This window comes from Phenylobacterium sp., from assembly GCF_036264965.1.
GTDB lineage: Bacteria > Pseudomonadota > Alphaproteobacteria > Caulobacterales > Caulobacteraceae > Phenylobacterium.
This window is the reverse complement of record NZ_DATAPY010000135.1, coordinates 18,909-37,653: the sequence shown is the minus strand read 5'-3', so window position 1 is coordinate 37,653 and position 18,745 is coordinate 18,909. Positions and strand designations below refer to the sequence as shown.

Here is an 18,745-nt window from a genome sequence, read left to right as displayed (position 1 = left end):
TGCCGTCGGTCAGGAAGTCGTCATCGACCAGGTCGATGTCGAAGGTCACGTGCTGCATCTTTCCGCGGATGTCGGTGAAGCGCACGTCGACGTATTTGACGTCCTTCTCCTTGATCTGGGCCAGGATGTCTTTGGCGGTCGCTGCCATGGTGCTTATCCCCTTGAAGTGGTCTTAAGTGACTGTGGACTAAACGGCGTCGGCTCCGGTCTCTCCGGTCCGGATGCGCATGACGTCGAGAATTTCGGAAACGAAGATCTTTCCGTCGCCTATACGGCCGGTGCGGGCCGAGGTGGAGATGGCTTCGAGGGCGCGGGCCAGCTGGTCGTCGCCGATCACCACCTCGATCTTGATCTTGGGCAGGAAGTCCACGACGTACTCCGCGCCGCGATAAAGCTCGGTCTGCCCCTTCTGGCGCCCATAGCCCTTGGCCTCGATCACCGTCATGCCCTGGACGCCCATTTCCTGCAGGGCCTCCTTCACCTCATCGAGCTTGAACGGTTTGATGATGGCTTCGATCTTTTTCATAGGTCCTCAGAACAGCCGCCCCCGACTGTCGAGGCGACCCAGCATGCCGGGGCGGGCCCTCACAAGCGCGCTCACCGACGGGGCAGGGCCGGACGGGCGCCAAAGCAGCCGGCGCCCGAAACGCAGGCGCCACGAGATCAAAAATCAGTCAATGCCGAAATGCCTTCAAGAGCGGGGTTTGGGCGCCTAGGATCGCGCGGCGCAACGCTCGGAGGGCACGGCAAGCATGGACGGCAGGACCCCAGTTTTGATCGGAGCGGGCCAATTCACCTATCGGGGTGATCCGGCTGCATCTCCATCACCGGTCGCCCTGCTGAAGATTGCGGCGGAACGCGCGGCGGCGGACGCCGGCATCGGCGCGGCCGGCCTGGCGGCGATCGACGCCCTGGCCGTGGCGGGATTCACCATCGACGCGCCGGGATCGAACCGCGGCATGATCCCGCATTCGACCAATCCGCCGGCCAGCCTGGCGCGGGAGATCGGCGCTGCGCCTAACTGGGCCGTCTATTCGCACATGGGCGGCAACACGCCCCAGCAGCTGGTCAATGTCATCGCCGAGAAGATCGCCGGCGGCGAGACCGACCTGGCGCTGGCCGTCGGCTGCGAATTCCTCGGCTCGGCCATGAAGCGGCTGACCAAGGGCTTGGGCTTCGACGACTGGCAGGAAGACGCCGATCTGCCTGCGCCCGAGCGGATCGGCGACCCCCGGAACGGCGTGAGCCCCTACGAAGCGCGCCACGGGCTGGGCCGGCCGATCAACTGCTATCCCCTGTTCGAGAACGCGCTCAGGGCCCGCGACGGCCGCTCGGTGGCCGACCATCAGGCGCGGCTGGGCCGCCTGTTCGCGCCCTTCACCAAGGTCGCGGCGCACAATCCGGAGGCCTGGTTCCCTATCGAGCGGACGGCCGAGGAACTGGTCACGGTCTCCGAAAAGAACCGGATGATCGGCTTTCCCTATCCGAAGCTGCTCAACGCGATCATGGAAGTCGATCAGTCCGCCGGGGTGATCCTGGCCAGCGAGGCCAAGGCGCGCGAACTGGGCGTGCCGGAGGACAAGTGGGTCTACCTGCACGGCTGCGCAGACGCTGCCGACCTCTGGCATCCGCTGGACCGGCAGGACTTCCATTCCAGCCCCGCCATGCGGCTGACCGGCCAACGGGCGCTGGAGATGGCCGGGGTGGGCTTGAGCGACATCAAGTTCATCGACCTCTACTCCTGCTTTCCTGTCGCCGTGGAGATCGGGGCCGAGGAACTGGGCTTGGCGCTGGACGATCCGCGCGGGCTGACGGTCACCGGCGGGTTGCCCTACGCCGGCGGCCCGGGGAACAACTACGCCATGCATTCGATCGCTGTGATGACGGGCAAGCTTCGGGCGAATCGCGAGGCCTATGGGCTAGTCACCGCCAACGGCTGGTACCTCACCAAACAGTCGACGGGGGCCTATTCGGCGCGGCGGCCGGAGCGGCCGTTCGAGCGGCAGGATCCCAAGGTGCTGCAGGCGGAGATCGACGCCTTGCCGCACCCGGCCGTCACAGAGGCGCCGCAGGGTGCGGCCACCATCGAGACCTACACCGTCGTCCACCGCCGCGAGGGGCCGTTCATGGGGATCGTCGTCGGCCGCGATACGGACGGCCGCCGCTTCGCCGCCCATACGCCGAACGATCCTGAGACCTTGGCCGGCCTGGAGCGGGGCGAGCAGGTCGGGCGTTCGGGCCGGGTGGCCCCAGGCGCCGACGGCCAACCCAATATCTTCACGCCAGACTGACGCCATGGCTCATCTCAAACGCCTCTACGTGATCCGTCACGGCAAACCCTCCGCCACCTGGGGCGGGGACGACGACGATCCAGGGCTGGACGAGACCGGCCAGGCCCAGGCCCGCGCGGCGCGCGACTGGCTGATGGCCCTGCCGCCGGACGAGCGGCCGACCAAAGTGGTGAGCTCTCCATTGCGCCGCTGCCGCGAGACGGCCGTGCCGACCGCCGAGGCGCTGGGCGTGGAGATCGAGGTCGATGTCCGGGTGGGCGAGATCCCGACGCCGGCGGCGCTGTCGGCGGAGGAACGCGGGCCATGGCTGCGCAAATCCTTTGCCGGAACCTGGGCCGAAATCGAGGGCGATCTCGATTACGACGCCTGGCGTCGCGAGATCACCGCCTCCCTGGCGGCGCGGGGCCACACGGCGGTCTTCTCGCACTATGTGGCGACCAATGCGGTGGTGTCGGAGCTGCTGGGCGTGCCACAGGTGCTGGCCTTCCGCCCGGATCACGCCTCGATCACCATATTGGAGACGGACGGAACCACGCTCCGCCTGGTGGAAAAGGGTCGAGAAGCCACCACCAGCGTACTTTAGGATGAGGCGATAAGCAGTTGACCATGCGTCAGATCCTGACCGTCTCCGAGATGGCGCGCGCCGACGCGGCGGCCATCGCGGCCGGGACCCCGGGCCTCACCTTGATGGAGCGCGCCGGAACGGCGGTGGCTGACGCGGTCTGCGCGCGGTTCGGCAAACAGACGACGACGGTGCTCTGCGGGCCGGGCAACAACGGCGGCGACGGCTATGTGGCCGCGCGCCTGCTCAAGGATCGCGGCTGGCCGGTGGAGGTGCGCAGCTTTGGCGAACCCGCCACTCAGGACGCCCAGGCCGCGAGCGCGCGCTGGGATGGGGTGACGAAGGCCCTGAACGGCGCCCTGGAGCCCGGGGTGTGGATCGACGCCCTGTTCGGCGCCGGCCTCTCGCGACCGCTCGACGGCCCGGCCGCGGCTGCGGCCCAGGCCATGGCGGAGACTCCGGAGCGCGTGGTGGCGGTGGATGTCCCAAGCGGCGTGCCAGGCGACACCGGCAAGCCGATCGGGCCGGCGGCGCGCGCGGCGATCACCGTGACCTTCCACGCCAAGAAGCCGGCGCACCTGCTCGAGCCGGGCCACGAGCGCTGCGGTGAGGTGATCGTGGCCGATATCGGCCTGGGCGCGACGGAGAGCAGGACGGTCGAGAACGGGCCGGAGCTATGGCTGCCGCGCCTGCCGTGGCCGACGGCCGCGTCGCACAAACACGCCCGCGGGCGGCTGGTGGTAGTTAGCGGCGAGGCCTGGCAGACGGGCGCGGCGCGGCTGGCGGCGCGGGCGGGCCTGCGGATCGGGGCTGGGCTGGTGACGGTGCTGTCGCCGCCGGAAGCCCTGCCGATCAACGCCGCGCACCTGGAAGCGGTGATGCTGAAGCCCTTCGAGACCGATCTGGAGCTGGAACAGGCGGCCAAGGACGTCGACGCCGCGGTGATCGGGCCGGCGGCCGGGGTGGGCGAGCCGACTCTGCTGAACGTGCTGGCGCTGGCGCGCACCGGCGCGGCCCTGATCCTCGACGCGGACGCCATCACCGTCTTCCGTGAAGACCCCGAGGAGCTGTTCTCGCTGCTGGACCGAGACGATGTGCTCACGCCGCATCCCGGCGAGTTCGAGCGGCTGTTCCCGGGCCTGCTGGCCGCCTCGCCGGAGCGCATCACCGCCGCGCGCACCGCCGCGGAGCGGGCCGGAGCCGTGGTGCTGCTGAAAGGGTCGGACACGGTGATCGCCGCGCCTGACGGCCGCTGCGCCGTGAACGGCAACGGCTCGCCATGGCTCGCCACCGCGGGCTCCGGCGATGTGTTGGCCGGCTTCATCGGCGGGCTGGTGGCGCAGGGGATGGAAAGTTTCGAAGCCGCCTGCGCGGGCGCCTGGATCCATTCCGAGGCTGCGGAGCTGCATGGGCCGGGGCTTATCGCCGAAGACCTGCCGGGCCTGGCGCCGGCGGTGCTGCGCCGGCTGTTCGACGAGCGATAGCAGAAGGGCGGCGGATCGCTCCGCCGCCCCTCTGTCCCGTCTGGTCCCAGACCCTAGAAGTCGGCGGTGAGGCCGACGAACACGAAGCGGCCAAGCGCGTCGTAGACCTGCGGGAAGGTGTTCCCGTTGCCGGTGGTGCCGGGCAGGTTCGAACCGACCAGCGGCGGATCCTTGTCGAACACGTTGTTCACGCCGACCCGGAAGTTCAGGTTGTTGTGGACCGTGAAGTTCGCCGTCAGGTCGATGTAGTTCTGAGCCGAGAGGTTCTTTTCGACCGGGAACTGCAGCGCGGCGTTGTTGAGCTGCGGGTTCGCGTCGTAGGCGTCGAGGCTCACCTTGCCGAAGTAGCGCCATTGGGCCCGCAAGCTCAGCGACTTGAACCAGTCGCCGTAGGCGTACGGCGTGTTCCAGGTCAGCGAGGCCTTGTGCCGCCACCGCGGCGACGGCGCTCCGTTCACCGCCGGGTTGCCGCTGCAGATCGTGCCATAGAGGCCGGCGCAGTCGTAGGACGGGCCGCCCGGCAGCGGCTGGGTGATCAGGGTGTCCAGCCAGGTGCCGACCAGGTTGACCGCGACCGAGCCGTTGTCGCCCAGGCCGATCTTGTCGAGCCCGGTGCGGTAATTGACGTTCAGGTCGACGCCCGTGGTCTTCAGCGAGCCGGTGTTCAGGGTGGTGTCCTGAACGAAGCCGTTATTGGTCAGGAACAGCGAGCCGTTCGCATCGCGGTGGACGAGGTTGCAGAAGGTCGGGCTTCCCGTGGCCAGGCACTGGTTCAATTCGAGGTTGGCGCCGATCCGCGAGATGAACTGGTCGATCTTGATGTCGAAGTAGTCGACCGAGACGTCGAGCCCGGGCACGAAGGCCGGACGCCACACCACACCGGCGGTGTAGGTGTCGCTGATTTCCGGCTTCAGGTTCGGGTTGCCGCCGATCTGACCGTTGTACTGGTTGGCCGGGTTAGCCTCGATCGCCAGGACCTGCGCGGTGGTCAGGTGGAAGAGGTTGGCGCAGTTGGCGATCTTGGCGGCGTTGGCCGCCGCGTTGGCCGCCAGGCCCGCGCAGGGGTCCTGGGTGCCGTCGAGGACGACGTTCTGCGGCGCGAACAGCTCCTGCACGTTCGGGGCGCGGACGGCGCGGTTGTAGCCGGCGCGGAAGCGCAGGCCGTCGATCACTTCCCACTCGCCAGCCACCTTGTAGGTGTTGGTGTCGCCGATGGAGGAGTAGTCCGAGAAGCGGTAGCCGAGCTCCAGGGACACGTCCTTGGCGAAGGGCATGTCGCTGATCAGCGGCACGCGGGCTTCGCCGAACAGCTCGTACACGTCGAAGCCGCCGTTCACAGGCGGGTTGGCGCCGCCGTTGCCGTTCACCAGGCCGTTGTTGGCCAGGAAGTCGGCGACGGTGTCCAGGTGCTCGCGGCGGTACTCGGCGCCGAACGCCACGCCCACGCCGTCATTGGCCCAGGCGCTCTTGATCCCGTAGTCGCCGAGCTTGCCGGTGAAGGCCAGGCTGACCACCCGCTCGGTGATGTTGCCGCTGTTGAAGCTGTTGATCGACAGGAAGTTGATCGCCGCCGGCGAGATCAGCGCTGAGGAGAAGATATTGATCGGCACGCAGCCCGGGTCGGGGTTGCCGGTCGGATTGCAGATCGGGGCCCCGGTCGGGCCGGTCACCGCGTTCAGCGACTGGTTGATGCGGGTGGTGTCGAAGTTGCCGCTTTGGCGGTTCTGAACCTCGACGGAGCCATATTGCATGTAGCCGTCGTAGTTCCAGTTCTTGCCCAGATCGCCCTTCATGCCGAGCACGATCCGGTAGTCGGTGTGCCGGAACTGGGTCAGTCGGCCGGTCTGTTCGCTGGGCAGCAGACGGCGCGAGACGGTGCCGGTGAAGATGCCGGCCGGGTTGGTGGCGCAGGTGCCGCCGCCGGTGGCCGCGGTCGGGACCAGCAGGCCCTTTTCCTGAGCGGTCAGGAACGGGTTGGCGCAGTTGACGCTGAAGGTCGAGGCGAAGATGCCGCCCGAGGCGATCTGCGCGGTCGACAGGTCGTCCATGAACATCGCGTCCATGTAGGCCGTGGCCCAGGGCGCGACCTCATAGTGGGCGAAGGCCCCCAGGTTGTAGCGCTCGTCGGGACGCACAAAGAAGTTGGCCGGGCCGAAATTGAACACGTCCGTCGCCACGCGGGGGCGGAAGGTGTTGAAGGTGGTCGGATCGACCAGGAAGCTGCCGACGCGGGCCGGATAGGCCGTGCCCGAACCCGAGCAGCCGAAGCCGGCCGCCGTGGTGGCCAGGGTGCAGGCGCTGAAGTCGCGGTCGCCTTCCAGGATGGCGTTGTTCTGGCGGTAGGTGGCGTAGGCGGTGACATTACCTTTGCCGTCCGGCGCGTTGACGCCGATGACGAAGCTGACCTCTGAGCCTTCGCCTTCCCAGAGATTGCCGGGGATGGCGAATTGCGAGGGGATGATGGCGGTGGCGGCCGCGGTCTTGAGAGCCGTCTGGCCGGTCGAGTTATTGTTGTCGTGCTGGTAGCCCGAGTACTGGGCGTCGAGGCGGACGCCCTCGAAGTTCTTCATCATCACGAAGTTGACGACGCCGGCCACGGCGTCGGCGCCGTAGGTCGCAGACGCGCCGCCGGTCAGCACGTCCACCCGCTCCACCAGGGCCGAGGGGACGAAGTTCAGGTCGGCGGCCACGGTGAGGCTGTTGGTCGGGTCGCCGGGCATCAGGCGGCGGTTGTCGATCAGCACCAGGGTGCGGTTGGGGCCCAGGCCGCGCAGGTTGACGGTGGCCGCGCCGGTGGCGCCGTTGGTGATCGAGGAACCCTGGCCCGCGAACACCTGCGGCAGCGAGTTGGTGATGTCTTCGATCCGGGTGACGCCCTGCGCCTTGATGTCGGCGTTGCCGATCGTAGTCACCGGCGCGATGGAGGTCAGGTTCGGTGACGGGATCCGCGTCCCGGTCACGACGATTTCAGAGACCTCGCCGCTGTTGGCGTCGGCCGCCGCAGCGGCGGAAGCCTGGGGCGCGGAAAGACCCAGCAAGGCCACGCCACAGATCATCGAGGAGGCCAACAAGCGCTCCCGGGTGTTTTGGATTTTCAAGGTCAACTCCTCCAGCGGCCGCACTCGCGAGGAGCCGGCCAGCCCCCAGACAAAATCGAGTCCCGAGGAATCCTTCCGGAGGCCTCGGTTGGGTTGGAGTTACTTAGTGCTACAGGAAATCGTCAACGCGCATGTCGATGTAACATTGGTAATGTGGCCCACGTGTCTCGAATTGGACACAAATACTGAAGTAATCAAGGTAGCTTATACTGTAGTCGAACGTGCATGGATAAGGCCATGACGCCCTACAGGGGGATGGCCGTGGTGAATTTCACGCGCTTCTTGACGAAGCTGGCCTCGTAACGCCGCACGGCTGGATGGCCGGCGATATTGGCGTCAGTGAAGGCGTTGAACTCCTCCATGCCGCGGAAGATGGCGATGCAGGAGATGTCGTAGGCGCCTGAGATCTCCATGCAGACCTGCACCTGCGGCGAGCGGCAGAGGTGCGAGCGGAACTCGCTGACCGCGGCCGGCGAGTGGCGCTCCAGCTGGACCATCACCAGGACGGAGATGCGTTCGCCGACCTGCGCCGGCTCGATGATGGAGACATCGGCGGCGATCACGCCCTCGTCGCGGTACTGGCGGATGCGGCGTAGGATCGCCGAGGGCGACAGCGGCACCCGGTCGGCCAGGACCTGGGCAGTCGCCTGGTTGTTCTCCTGTAGCGCGGCCAGGATCTGAACGTCCAGACGGTCAAGCGGATAGGCCATAGCGGTTCGCGCGTCCCCAGGAGGGGGGAACCAACCACAGGAATCGGCGTCGCGACAGTTAACTTGCGTTCATCTGACGTAACATCGTGACGTCCGAGTATTCGTTCTCGGGTTTGTCGCAACTATGCATAGAACTTTCTAGGCCAAAACCGAAAATCCTCTGTTCAACCTTCCCGAGCTTTGGCTTCGTAGTCGATGGTCACCGCGCGGCGGATCATTTCGTCGAGCTTGTCGCGCAACGATCGGCCCTGATCGCTGAGGTGCACGACGTGGCTGCGGCCGTCGGCGGGATTGAGGAAGGCGTCCACCAGGCCAAGCGCCGGCGGCTGGGCCCAGTCGGATCCCGCCCGGCCTAGCGAGCGCAGGCTGCGCGAGGCTGTCGACTGCGTAAGGCCGGCCACATAGGCCAGTTCCTGCACGCTCAGGCCCTCGTTCTCGCAGACGTAGAGAAAGGCCACGATCTCATTGACGCTGATGCGGGCATCGAGCGCCTTCAAGGCGAGAACCGCCTCAAGCAGGGAGTCCCTGGGGCGCAACCGAGAGCCTTATTCGTCGGCGTAGCGGTTGAGGGCGCCGGTGGCCGCGGTGCGCGGCGCGGCCCGGGTCAGCGGCAGGGCCTTGCGCTGGCGCCGCTCGCGCATGGCCAGGGTGGCGTCGGGATAGGCGTCACGAACCAGTTTGAGGATGTCCTCCAGCCGCTTCTGATGATCGGCCGCCTCGATATAGTCGCCGACGTTCAGTTCGACCGAGATTTGACCGCAGAGTTTCATAGCCGTCCTCGCAAGCGAACCCGCCCCACTGAAGGAAAGCGTAGGCTGATGCGGCTGCGGTTTTGGCGCTTTGCGCGGCGGCGCACGCACATTGCGAGCGTTCTGAGCGTAACTTGCGCTCAAAAAGCGTAACTCTCGATTGTGAAGAAGATGTAATCTGGAATGTGAAGATTCTGTAATCTAACCAATGACTTCCCCCGCCGTCAACGCCAGGAGGGCGAAGGAGGCGAGCCAGTGTTCGCCCATGTAGTCGCCCGCGACGTGGGGCAGGCTGGCGGCCATGTGCTCCTGGGCCGTCGCCTCGGCGACCGGCCGCAAGGGGTGGTCGGCGGGAACGGAACCCGCCAGTTCGCGCCAGCACCAGGCGCGTGAAAAGTTCAGGCCGTCCAGGTGGGCGATCTTGCCGTCGCTGCGGTCGGAGACGGTGGCCGGGGTGAACAGGCTGGCCGGCTGGCGCGCCGTTGCACGGGGCAGGAACGCCGCGAACCAGGGCGCGAACTCCGCGGGCGGCAGCAGGCGGCGCAGGCACTCGGCCTCCATCAGGGTCGCGGAGAGGAATTCGTCGCCCGACGGCTCCCAGGCCGGCGCGTCGCGGTCTGCCAGGTACCAGGCGCGGCAGGTCTCGGTGAACAGCGCGGTCAGCGCGCGGTCCCCGGCGGCGGCGGCGTAGTCCTGGCCGAGCGCGATGGCGAAGGCGGTGGAGGAATGGACGCCGGTGCGGATCGGGTAGGAGGCCTTGGGCAGGAAATCCTTGAACCGCTGCACGAAGACGTCGGCCAGCGGCTGGTGCGTGGTCGCCCAGGGCGCATTGTGGGCCATCAGCTCGGCCTGCAGCTTCAGGAGCCAGCCCCAGCCGTAGGGCCGTTCGAACCCGCGGGAGGAGGGCCGGGCGAGATAGGCGACCTCGCCGCCGACCTTGCGCGCCGTGAAGGCGTCGTCGAACAGGGCGCGGATGGCCGGGGCCTCGGGGATGCCGGGCTCGCGGCGCAGCAGGGTCGCCAGCAGCCAGTAGCCGTGGACGCAGGAGTGCCAGTCGAAGCTGCCGAAGAAGATCGGGTGCAGGTCGCGGGGTCCGCGGGCGTCGCCGGGACCTTCCAGAACATGATCGAGCTTGTTGGGGTATTCGCGGGTCACGTGACCCAGGGCGATCGCGGCGAACTTGGACGCGATCTGCGGCGTGAGGCGATTAGCGGAAGGCGAGGACATACATCAGCACCGTGTTGACGATCAGCATGAGGAGGGCGGTCGGGACCTGGGCCTTGATCACCGCATAACGGTCGGGGATCTCCAGGAGGGCCGGCGGCACCAGGTTGAAGTTGGCGGCCAGCGGGGTCATCAGCGTGCCGCAGAACCCCGAGAGCATCCCAATCGAGGCGATCACCGCCGGGTTGCCGCCGAAGTGGGTCACCAGGATCGGGATCGCCACGCCGCCTGTGAGCACGGGGAAGGCGGCGAAGGCGTTGCCCATCAGCATGGTGAAGGCGGCCATGCCCACGCAATAGACGCTGACCGCGGCGAAGCGGCTGTCCATTGGCAGGTAGGTAGTGACGAGGTGACCAATCTGATTGCCGACGCCGGCCATGGCGAAGACCGCGCCGAGCGCCGCCAGATATTGCGGCAGGAGCGCAGCCCAGCTCACGGTGTCGACCAGCCGGCGGCCTTCCTGCAGCGCCGACGCCGGCGGCTGGCGTAGAAGGACTAGCGCCGTCGCGAGTGAAGCGACCACGGCGAGGGCGAGCGAGATCAGGGTCGCCTGTTTCGGGTCCATCAGGGGTACGCTGCTGAACTGGACGGGCTTCAGGACCAGCACCCCCAGCGCCACCACCAGCGGCAGGACCAGGGCCGGGACGAACAGGCGATTGCCGAACCGCTCGGCGCTCGCCGTTCGTTCCTGCGCCGTGGTGGTCGCCGGCTGGCTGCGGCCAAGGAAGCCCAGGCCCGCCAACACGGCGAGGCCCAGGACCAGGACGCCGTTGCCCAGGTCGCCCAGCCGGTCGCCGGCCAGGAAGCTCAGGGCGACGAGCGCCCAGAAGGCGGTGTTCCCCCAGCGCTTGGGATTGCCGCGATCGAGGCCGCTGAACAGCGCAAAGCCCGCGAACATCAGCCCCGCCAGCAGATAGACCGCGCCGAGCTTGATCACGGCTTGGTGGCGCCCATGGTCGTGGCTTGGCGCGCCAGGCGGCGGTCGAACAGCACCAACCGCGTGGCGTGGATCGCGAAGGCCGCCAGCGCCGCGGGGATCGCCCAGACGGACAGGTGGATCGGGTCGAGCACGATCCTGGCCGACGTGAGGAAGCCCACCATCAGCAACACCGAGCCCATGGCCACGAAGATGTCCTCGCTGAAGAACACCGCCACGTTGTCGGTGGCCGAGGCCATGGCGCGGATGGCGTAGCGGGTGGCCAGGTCCGGCGGGCCGTCGCGGGCCTCGGCGGCGGCTTCGGCCATGGGCGCCACGATCGGGCGGATGGTCTGGGCGTGGCCGGCGATCGGCTGCAGCCCCACCGCCGTCGTCAGCTGACGGAAGACCATGTAGCTGATCAGCAGCCGTCCGGCCGAGACGCCGCGCAGGCGCGCGATGATCCGGCCGGCCTGTTCGCGGACGCCGGCGCGTTCCAGCACGCCGACCAGCGGCAGGACCAGGTAGGCGGCGCTGACGAAGCGATTGTCGTTGAAGGCCTTGCCGAAGGCCGCGATCACCTGCAGCGGCGAGAGCCCAGCGAACCAGCCGCTGGTCAGGGCCGCGGCCACCACCACCAGCAGCGGGTTGAGGCGGATGGCGAAGCCGACGACGATCACGGCGACGCCCAGCAGGATCAACATCCGGTCTCCTTCGCCAAAGCCGCCGCCATAGGAGCCGCAGTCGCGCCGCTAGGCAACGGCGCCGGCGGCGGTCCGCGCGCGGGCGGCGAGCCAGGCGTCGGCCAGGCGCAGGAAGCCGGCCACGTCGATGGTCTCGGCGCGGGCCTGCGGGTCGAGGCCGGCGGCGACGATGAGCCCTTCGCCGCCCAAGCCCTTGAGGCTGGCGCGCAGCATCTTGCGGCGCTGGCCGAAGGCCGCGGCGGTGAGCTTCTGCAGGGCGTCCAGGCGCGCCGGCGAGGGGCGGTCCGGGCGCGGCATCAGCCGGACCACGGCGGACTCCACCTTGGGCGGCGGGGTGAAGGCGCGGGCCGGAACGTCCATCACCGTCTGGGCCTCGCAGGTCGCCTGGGCGATCACGGCGAGGCGGCCGTAGGCGTCGCCGTCCACGGGCGCAGCGATCCGCTGGGCCACTTCCTTCTGGAACATCAGGGTCATGGAGGCCGGCGTCCACGGCCCGGTCAGCCACTTGATCAGCAGCGCCGTGCCAACGTTGTAGGGTAGGTTGGACACCACATGGCCCGGTGCGCCGTCCATCAGCGCGGCCTCGTCGACGGTCAGGGCGTCGGCGAAGCTGAGCGTCAGGGCGCCGGGCGAGGCGGCCGCGGCCAGGTCCTCCAGCAGCGGGCGGAAGCGCTGGTCCTTCTCGATGGCGGTGACGTGGGCGCCGGTCTCCAGCAGGGCGCGGGTCAGGCCGCCGGGGCCGGGACCGACCTCGATGACCCGGTCGCCGGGGTTCAGCTCGGCCAGGCGGGCGATCTTGCGGGTGATGTTGAGGTCGAGGAGGAAGTGCTGGCCGAACGCCTTCTTGGCCATCAGGCCGTGCGCGGCGAGCGCCTCGCGCAGCGGCGGCAGGCTCTCAAGGCTCACCCGCGCGGCTCGTCGGTCCGGGTTTCGGCGATCTGGTCGGCGAGGCGGATGGCGGCGATCAAGCTGTCGGCGCGCGCCAGCCCCCGTCCGGCGATGTCGAAGGCGGTGCCGTGATCGGGCGAGGTCCGCACGATCGGGAGGCCCAGGGTGACGTTCACCCCGCCCCAGAAGTCGAGCATCTTCACCGGGATCAGCGCCTGGTCGTGATAGAGGCAGATGGCCGCGTCATAGGTCGCGCGCATCGCCTCCGGGAACAGGGTGTCGGACGGATAGGGCCCCGAGACCTCGATGCCCAGGTCCTGCAGCGCCGCGACGGCCGGCGCCACGATGTCGATCTCCTCGCGCCCGATCGAGCCGCCTTCTCCGGCGTGTGGGTTAAGGCCCGCGACAGCAAGGCGCGGATGCTTGACGCCGAAGTCGCGGCGCAGGGCGTCGGCGGTAACGCGGCCGACATTGACGATGGCCTCGATGTTCAGCGCGGCGGAGACCTTGGCCAGCGGCGTGTGGACCGTGACCAAGGCCACGCGCAGGCCGCCGGCGGTCAGCATCATCACCGGACCGCGCGCGCCGTCGAAGCGCTCGGAGGCCGTCAGCTCGCCCAGGAACTCGGTGTGGCCGGGGAACTTGAAACCGGCCGCATAGAGCGAGGCCTTGGCGATGGGGGCGGTGACCACGCCGGGCACGGCGCCGGAGAGCGCCAGGCCCACCGCGGTCTCGATCCACTGGATGATCGAGGGCGCAGCGGTGGCGGAGGGCTGGCCGGCCACGACCGGGCTGCGCAGAGGCAGGTCGAGCACCGGCAGGGCGTGGGGAAAGGCCTCCAGGGCCTCGACCGGAGCGATCACGCGCTGCAGGATCGACGCCCCGCCGCCGGAGGCTGAGGCCAGGGACTGGTAATCGCCCACCACCATGAACGGCGGGCCGCCACGGCGAAGCTCGTTCCACGCCTTGACGATGATCTCCGGTCCGACTCCGGCCGGATCGCCAAGGCTCAGAGCGAGCGGCCCCGGTTTCACCTGGTCTCTATGGTCGCGGAATTGCGCAGGTCGCGCATGTAGCGCCGCGAGATCATGCTGAGCTGCTGGCCGGTCAGCCGGCTTTCGATCTGATCGTGGTCCACCTGGGCGGCGCCGGCGGCGCGCTTGCCGCAGACCGCCAGCACATGCAGGCCGACCTTGGTGCGGATCGGCTGCGAGAGCTGTCCGGGTTGCAAGGTCTTGGCCGCCTCGGCGAACTCCGGCAGCAGGTCGCCGGTCTCGGCCTCGCCGAGGTCGCCGGCCACCACGCCGGGCGTCTTGGCGACCGAGGACTCCAGCGTCGCGCAGTCCTTGATCTGGCTGCGGACGGCGACCAGCGTGGCCTTGGCGGCCGCGACGTCGGCGGCGCTGGCGTCGGCCGGGAGCGCGATCGCCGCCTGCTTCAGGCTGACCAGCGTCTGGCCGGAGCCTGCGCGCTTGTCGCGCAGGTAGATAATGTAGACGCCGTCCTTCACCGGGATCGGCTGGGAAAGCTGGCCGGGACGCAGCTGATCGAGGGCGGTGTCCACCGCGGCCGGCATCTCGCCCTGGCTGATCCAGCCGGCGTCGCCGCCGGCCGCCGCCGTCGAGGAGGCGGAGAACTGCCGAGCCACCGCCGGGAACGGCGCGCCCTGCTGCAGCTGGGCCACGAGCTGGGTCGCGCCCTTGACCGCGGCGTCCATGCCGCCGGTGCGGCCGGCGTCGAGGAACACCTCGCTGACCTCGTACTGCGGCTTAGAGGCGGCGGCGATCATGCGGACCTGTGTGGCCTTGATTTGGTCCTCGCCGATCCGCAGGCGCGTGCCGTAACGGCCGCGGATCCAGCGTTGCCAGCTCATCTGGGCGCGGATCTGGTCGAACAGGGTCTGCGAGGTGATCCCTTGGCTCTTCAGGACCGCGATGAAGGCCTCGGGCTTCATGTTGTTCTGCTGGGCCATGCCCGACAGCTCGTCCTGGACCTCGTCGTCGGTGGCGATGATCGAGATCTTCTGATCCTTCTGGACGCGCTTCAGCTCCTGGATCTGCAGGGTTTCGTCGACCAGCGACAACAGCGCCTGCTGCTGGAACTCCTGGACGTTCTCCTGGGTCGGCTGCACCCCGGTCGTGGCGATCAGCAGACGCATGCGCTGCGCCAGGTCGTAGGTGGAGATGATGTCGTCGTTGACGATCGCCGCCACCGACTCCGACATCGGACGCATGGGTGTGTAGTTGGCCGGCGTCGGGGCCGACGCGGCGACCGGCGCAGCCGGCTGGGTCGCCGGCGGCGGCGCGCCCACGGCCCCGCGCAGCGGCTGGGCCTGCAGGCTGATGGGCAGGGCGACAGCCAGGATGGCTGTTGCGATCACAGCGCCCCGCGCCCCTCGGCTCGTGACGTTACGCGCGCGCGTCATGGATAAGTTCATTCCCTCGTTCGGCCGCGTCCGGCCGCAAAGCCTACCTGCCATAAAATGGTGCGCCCAATGTGGCGAGCGTTAGGCGTATGGATAGTTGGTCGCTGGACGTCAGCCGCCCGATGATAACGTCTTCGTGGCGATAAAACACGTCCACGCGAATGCATTCGTCTTTGTAGAACACGCCGGTGTCGCGGATGACCCAGGCGTTCTGGATCAGGTCGCGGTTGCCATAGGCGCTGAGACCCCAATGCTTGGTCAGGTTGATATCGGCGCCCATGTCGGTGTTCTTGATCGGCGTCCCGTTGATCCCCTGATCGTCCTTCAGGTAGCGGACGTAGCCTGAGCCCCACTTGCCATTGAAGTTCGCTCCGGCTTCGAGGCGGTGGACCTCGAAGGTGTTGGCGTCCAGACGCGCGCGGCCGAAGAAGGACAGGCCCTTCATCGGGGCGGCGTCGCCGGCGATGATCCAGTCTGAGGACGTCCCGGTCAGGCCGGAGCCGGGGGCGAAGACGGTGTTGGGGCTGTCGCGGAAGCTGCGGCCGATTAGCAGGCTGGCGCGGCGGCCGTCGTCCCACAGGATCGAGCCGCGGCCCGCGACGTTCAGGCGCAGCCCGTCCTCGTAGAGGTCGTTGCCGGGAAACTTGTTGGCCTGGAAGAGCGTGGTCTCGTCGAATTCGAAGGCGACGGAGTCCTCGTCGAGATAGATCGGCTTTCCGGTCGCATCGTGGCCGATGGTGACCTGCTGGGCCTTGGGGGAGAGCGCGATCTGGGCCAGCGGCTCCAGAATCACCGTCGCATCGCCCCAGCGGCGATAGAGCGGATAGGAGATGTCCGCGCCGGCCACGCCTACGGCGCGCGCCTCGTTCAGGCTGGTGGTCTTGTTGCTGGTGGCGTCGACCAGGATGTCGCGCACATTGTAGCCGTCCAGGCGCATCTGGACGAAGGGCTCGACCCGCAGGCCCGCCTCCGAGGTGAAGATCCGCCGCCAGTCCAGGCCGCCGCTGATCCGGGCGCTGTCGAGACCGGGCTGGTTCAGTTGCTGGTTGTCCGGCGACTGGTCGCGGGTCAGCGAGACCGCGCTGGCCGTGAAACGCAGCCGCCCGCCCAGCACGTCGTCCGGGTCGTCGAGGTGGGTGTCGATCACGGGCGCGACCAGCGGGAAGGTGCGGTTGTTGTCGCCCGGGCGCAGGCCCTGGATGCTGAACGCCGCCACCGAAGCGTAGGAATTGTCGTCCTGGCGGATGGCGTAGGCCTGGCTGATCAGCCGGCGGTCGTCGGGCACGTAAGGGCCTCGCGCCTGGTAGACCTTGCCGATGTCGTACTTGTCGAAGATCAGCGGATCGGACGCCCGCTCGGCGGTGAAACCCAGGGTCCAGTCCTCGTCAGGATGGAAGACCCCGCGGCCCAGGATGTAGCTGCGGTTGGTCAGGTCGCCGAAGCGGGTGCCTGCGCCCTCCAGGTCGCGCTCGTAGGTGTAGCCCGCGCGCAGGTCGAGCTCGCCGTCGGCGAACAGCTGGCGATAGTGGAGGTTGAGGAACGGATTGACGTTGGAGTTGATCTGCGGGGCGATGGTCAGGTCGGCCGACGGGCTGATCACCCACAGATAGGGCTGATCGTAGGAGAAGCCGCGCCGGCTGTTGACGCCGATCCGCGGCGCCAGCAAGCCGGACTCGCGCTCGGCCGTCGGGTCGGCATGCCAGAACACCGGCAGGTAGATGATCGGCACGCCCAGGACGTGGATGCGCGCGTGCCGGTAGTAGATGATGTGATGGACCTGGTCCTGAACGATGCGGTCGGCGCTTACGGACCAGGTCGGCTTCTTCGGCGTATTGCCGGTGCAGATCGGGCAGGGCGTGTAGATCGCCTTGTTGAGTTCCTGCAGGTCCTCGGAGCGGCGCACGGCGGTGTCGCCGCTGATCTTGACATCCTGGTTGGCGCGCTTGTCGTGCATCGATTCCGAGAAGCCGATGGCCACGGCGGCCTGCATCTTGTCGTCGAGGGTGATCTGGTTGGCGTACTCGACCTCGCCGTCGTCATGAATGATCTGCACGTGGCCATAGGCCCGGATCACGCCCTGGGCCGGGGCGTCCTTGTCATGCGGCGGCCGCGCCTGGCCTTCGGGCGGTGGCGGCGGTTCCTTGTAGACCAGCTTGTCGGCGCGCAGGGTGCGGTCCTGATAGCGGACCTCGACATTGCCCTCGGCGGTGGTGATCCCGTTCTTGTCGTCACGGGAAAGCTGGTCGGCTTCGATGTAGAGCTCGCCCGGCTTCAGACCGTCCAGGTTGGGCGCGGGGGCGGCCTTTGGCGTTTGGCTGGCGCGGCTGCTGTCGTTGAGGATCTGGCCGCGCTGTTCCTTGCCAAGGGGACCCTGCTCATAGGTTGGGGGCGCCTGCTGCTGGGCGAAGGCGAGCGTCGGCCACAGCATGGCCGCCGTCGCGCCGGCCAGCAGCGCGCGCTTCGTGGCCCAGGGGGCAGGAGTGGGGCGCTCTGCAAGCAGGGCGCGCCGACGCGGACTCATCTTGGCCTTCCGATCCTCATCGCGACGCGCCTGAACCGCCTGCATAGCCGGGCATGCGGAGGATTCAACCGTCTTCGGTGTAGCAGAGCAGCGTCAAGCCAGACAGCAGCGCGACCGCCGCCGGCGCCCAGGCCGCGGCAAACAGCGGAATGATGTCCGCCCGGCCGAGCGCGCCCGAGAGCTGATTGAAGAAAAAGACCACGAACCCGAGCGCCACGCCGGCCCCAGCCAGGCCCGCCAGACCGCCCAGGCGCACCAGCCTGAGCGAGAAGGCCGCGGCCAGGACCGCCATGGCGGCGAACATCAGCGGCGTCGACAGCAGCTGCTGGAACCGCAGGCGGTATCCGGAGGCGGAGAACCCCGAATCCTCGGTCTGCTTGATGGCCCCCGGCAGGCGCCAGAAGGCGATAGCGTCGGGTGAGGCGAAGCGCTCCACCGCGGCCTCGGAGTCCAGCGTCGAGCGAATCGACAGGCTGTCGGACTGCACCGAGCTTTCGCCGGCGGTGGCCTCGCGCACGTCCTTCAGCTGCCAGAAGCCGGGACGCAGCACCGCCTCGGCGGCCTCCAGCCGGCGCTTGAACTCCGGCTGGCCGAACCGGTTCTTCTGGTAGACGAACAGCGACACGTCGCGCAGCCGCACCTCGCCCTGCACCGTGTCGCGGGCCTTGGCGTGGATGACCATCTGGGTGCGCTCGTCGCCCTGGCGCAGCCAGACGTCCTTGGGAACGTCGCTCCCCAGGTAATTGGCCATGATCTTGGCGCGGTCAGCTTCGAAGCGGGCGCTGAGCGCGGCTGAGACCGGGTTGATGGCCAGCACCGCGATGACGCCGATGAAGAAGGCCGCGGTCGCCGAGGGCATGATGAACCGCCAGGCCGAGACGCCGGCGGCCCGCATGGCCACCAGCTCGCTGCGGCGGTTGAGGCCGACATAGGCGCTGATGCCGCCGAACAGGAAGACGAAGGGCAGCAGGATCTGGATCACCGACGGCGACTTCAGCAGCGTCAGGCCGAAGATGTCGGCGGCGCTGACGTCGGTGCGCACGCCGATGGTGCGCGACAGGTCGACGAACTGCACCAGCAGGATCAACGAAGAGATCATCACCAGGGCGACGCCGACGCCGGCCAGGTTGCGGGCCAGCACATATCTTTCGAGGCGGGAATTCATGATCGCGC

Annotated in this window: 16 protein-coding genes and 1 pseudogene; 3 read left to right on the top strand and 14 right to left on the bottom strand. The window is 68.3% G+C overall.

Annotation, left to right across the window (positions count from 1 at the left end; genetic code table 11):
- Both glnA and VHS75_RS18155 read right to left on the bottom strand, forming a co-directional pair.
- Positions 1-148: pseudogene (gene glnA / locus VHS75_RS18160) on the bottom strand (glutamine synthetase); the annotation flags it as partial.
- 39 nt (positions 149-187) lie between these two features.
- Positions 188-526: a P-II family nitrogen regulator gene (locus VHS75_RS18155; protein WP_329640021.1), complete on the bottom strand. Its 339-nt coding sequence runs from the start codon at positions 524-526 to the stop codon at positions 188-190.
- Positions 527-752: 226 nt separating this feature from the next.
- On the opposite strand from VHS75_RS18155, the gene VHS75_RS18150 reads away from it, so the two are divergent.
- From VHS75_RS18150 to VHS75_RS18140, 3 genes are read left to right on the top strand one after another with little or no spacing between them, the layout of a single operon-like run.
- Positions 753-2,291: an acetyl-CoA acetyltransferase gene (locus tag VHS75_RS18150; protein ID WP_329640020.1), complete on the top strand. Its 1,539-nt coding sequence runs from the start codon at positions 753-755 to the stop codon at positions 2,289-2,291.
- Between the two features lie 4 nt (positions 2,292-2,295).
- Positions 2,296-2,874 carry a histidine phosphatase family protein gene (locus tag VHS75_RS18145; RefSeq protein WP_329640019.1) on the top strand — a complete coding sequence of 193 codons (579 nt, stop codon included), beginning with the start codon at positions 2,296-2,298 and terminating at the stop codon, positions 2,872-2,874.
- A 23-nt stretch (positions 2,875-2,897) separates the two neighbouring features.
- Complete coding sequence (locus tag VHS75_RS18140; RefSeq protein ID WP_329640018.1) at positions 2,898-4,337, top strand: NAD(P)H-hydrate dehydratase; 1,440 nt, start codon at positions 2,898-2,900, stop codon at positions 4,335-4,337.
- A 53-nt stretch (positions 4,338-4,390) separates the two neighbouring features.
- On the opposite strand, the gene VHS75_RS18135 is transcribed toward VHS75_RS18140, so the two are convergent.
- The 12 genes from VHS75_RS18135 to lptG all read right to left on the bottom strand — a co-directional run bounded on the left by VHS75_RS18135 (position 4,391) and on the right by lptG (position 18,737).
- Complete coding sequence (locus VHS75_RS18135) at positions 4,391-7,405, bottom strand: TonB-dependent receptor domain-containing protein (protein ID WP_329640017.1); 3,015 nt, start codon at positions 7,403-7,405, stop codon at positions 4,391-4,393.
- A gap of 275 nt (positions 7,406-7,680) precedes the next feature.
- Positions 7,681-8,145, bottom strand: a complete 465-nt coding sequence (locus VHS75_RS18130) for an Lrp/AsnC family transcriptional regulator (RefSeq protein ID WP_329640016.1) — start codon at positions 8,143-8,145, stop codon at positions 7,681-7,683.
- Between the two features lie 164 nt (positions 8,146-8,309).
- Positions 8,310-8,642 carry a MarR family winged helix-turn-helix transcriptional regulator gene (locus VHS75_RS18125; RefSeq protein ID WP_329640015.1) on the bottom strand — a complete coding sequence of 111 codons (333 nt, stop codon included), beginning with the start codon at positions 8,640-8,642 and terminating at the stop codon, positions 8,310-8,312.
- Between the two features lie 48 nt (positions 8,643-8,690).
- Positions 8,691-8,915, bottom strand: a complete 225-nt coding sequence (locus tag VHS75_RS18120; RefSeq protein ID WP_293367255.1) for a hypothetical protein — start codon at positions 8,913-8,915, stop codon at positions 8,691-8,693.
- 180 nt (positions 8,916-9,095) lie between these two features.
- Positions 9,096-10,121 carry a DUF2891 domain-containing protein gene (locus VHS75_RS18115; protein ID WP_329640014.1) on the bottom strand — a complete coding sequence of 342 codons (1,026 nt, stop codon included), beginning with the start codon at positions 10,119-10,121 and terminating at the stop codon, positions 9,096-9,098.
- Positions 10,102-11,055 carry a DUF979 domain-containing protein gene (locus VHS75_RS18110; protein WP_329640013.1) on the bottom strand — a complete coding sequence of 318 codons (954 nt, stop codon included), beginning with the start codon at positions 11,053-11,055 and terminating at the stop codon, positions 10,102-10,104. The genes VHS75_RS18115 and VHS75_RS18110 overlap by 20 nt, the downstream gene beginning before the upstream one ends.
- The gene (locus VHS75_RS18105; RefSeq protein ID WP_329640012.1) at positions 11,052-11,738 is read right to left on the bottom strand and encodes a DUF969 domain-containing protein; all 687 of its coding nucleotides are present in this window, start codon (positions 11,736-11,738) and stop codon (positions 11,052-11,054) included. The genes VHS75_RS18110 and VHS75_RS18105 overlap by 4 nt, the downstream gene beginning before the upstream one ends.
- 48 nt (positions 11,739-11,786) lie before the next feature.
- Positions 11,787-12,644: a 16S rRNA (adenine(1518)-N(6)/adenine(1519)-N(6))-dimethyltransferase RsmA gene (gene rsmA, locus VHS75_RS18100; RefSeq protein ID WP_329640011.1), complete on the bottom strand. Its 858-nt coding sequence runs from the start codon at positions 12,642-12,644 to the stop codon at positions 11,787-11,789.
- Positions 12,641-13,660: a 4-hydroxythreonine-4-phosphate dehydrogenase PdxA gene (pdxA, locus tag VHS75_RS18095; RefSeq protein WP_329640010.1), complete on the bottom strand. Its 1,020-nt coding sequence runs from the start codon at positions 13,658-13,660 to the stop codon at positions 12,641-12,643. The genes rsmA and pdxA overlap by 4 nt, the downstream gene beginning before the upstream one ends.
- Complete coding sequence (locus VHS75_RS18090; RefSeq protein WP_329640009.1) at positions 13,657-15,006, bottom strand: peptidylprolyl isomerase; 1,350 nt, start codon at positions 15,004-15,006, stop codon at positions 13,657-13,659. Before VHS75_RS18090 ends, pdxA begins: the two co-directional genes overlap by 4 nt.
- An 88-nt stretch (positions 15,007-15,094) precedes the next feature.
- The gene (locus VHS75_RS18085) at positions 15,095-17,572 is read right to left on the bottom strand and encodes an LPS-assembly protein LptD (protein WP_329640008.1); all 2,478 of its coding nucleotides are present in this window, start codon (positions 17,570-17,572) and stop codon (positions 15,095-15,097) included.
- 64 nt (positions 17,573-17,636) lie between these two features.
- Positions 17,637-18,737: an LPS export ABC transporter permease LptG gene (lptG, locus tag VHS75_RS18080; protein ID WP_329640007.1), complete on the bottom strand. Its 1,101-nt coding sequence runs from the start codon at positions 18,735-18,737 to the stop codon at positions 17,637-17,639.
- Positions 18,738-18,745 lie beyond the last annotated feature (8 nt).

Excerpts from the sequence above, each read along its gene's own strand:
- VHS75_RS18155 (WP_329640021.1), bottom strand. The coding sequence starts at position 526 with ATGAAAAAGATCGAAGCCATCATCAAACCGTTCAAGCTCGATGAGGTG.
- VHS75_RS18150 (WP_329640020.1), top strand. The coding sequence starts at position 753 with ATGGACGGCAGGACCCCAGTTTTGATCGGAGCGGGCCAATTCACCTAT.
- VHS75_RS18145 (WP_329640019.1), top strand. The coding sequence starts at position 2,296 with ATGGCTCATCTCAAACGCCTCTACGTGATCCGTCACGGCAAACCCTCC.
- VHS75_RS18140 (WP_329640018.1), top strand. The coding sequence starts at position 2,898 with ATGCGTCAGATCCTGACCGTCTCCGAGATGGCGCGCGCCGACGCGGCG.
- VHS75_RS18130 (WP_329640016.1), bottom strand. The coding sequence starts at position 8,145 with ATGGCCTATCCGCTTGACCGTCTGGACGTTCAGATCCTGGCCGCGCTA.
- VHS75_RS18120 (WP_293367255.1), bottom strand. The coding sequence starts at position 8,915 with ATGAAACTCTGCGGTCAAATCTCGGTCGAACTGAACGTCGGCGACTAT.
- VHS75_RS18115 (WP_329640014.1), bottom strand. The coding sequence starts at position 10,121 with ATGTCCTCGCCTTCCGCTAATCGCCTCACGCCGCAGATCGCGTCCAAG.
- VHS75_RS18105 (WP_329640012.1), bottom strand. The coding sequence starts at position 11,738 with ATGTTGATCCTGCTGGGCGTCGCCGTGATCGTCGTCGGCTTCGCCATC.
- VHS75_RS18085 (WP_329640008.1), bottom strand. The coding sequence starts at position 17,572 with ATGAGTCCGCGTCGGCGCGCCCTGCTTGCAGAGCGCCCCACTCCTGCC.
- lptG (WP_329640007.1), bottom strand. The coding sequence starts at position 18,737 with ATGAATTCCCGCCTCGAAAGATATGTGCTGGCCCGCAACCTGGCCGGC.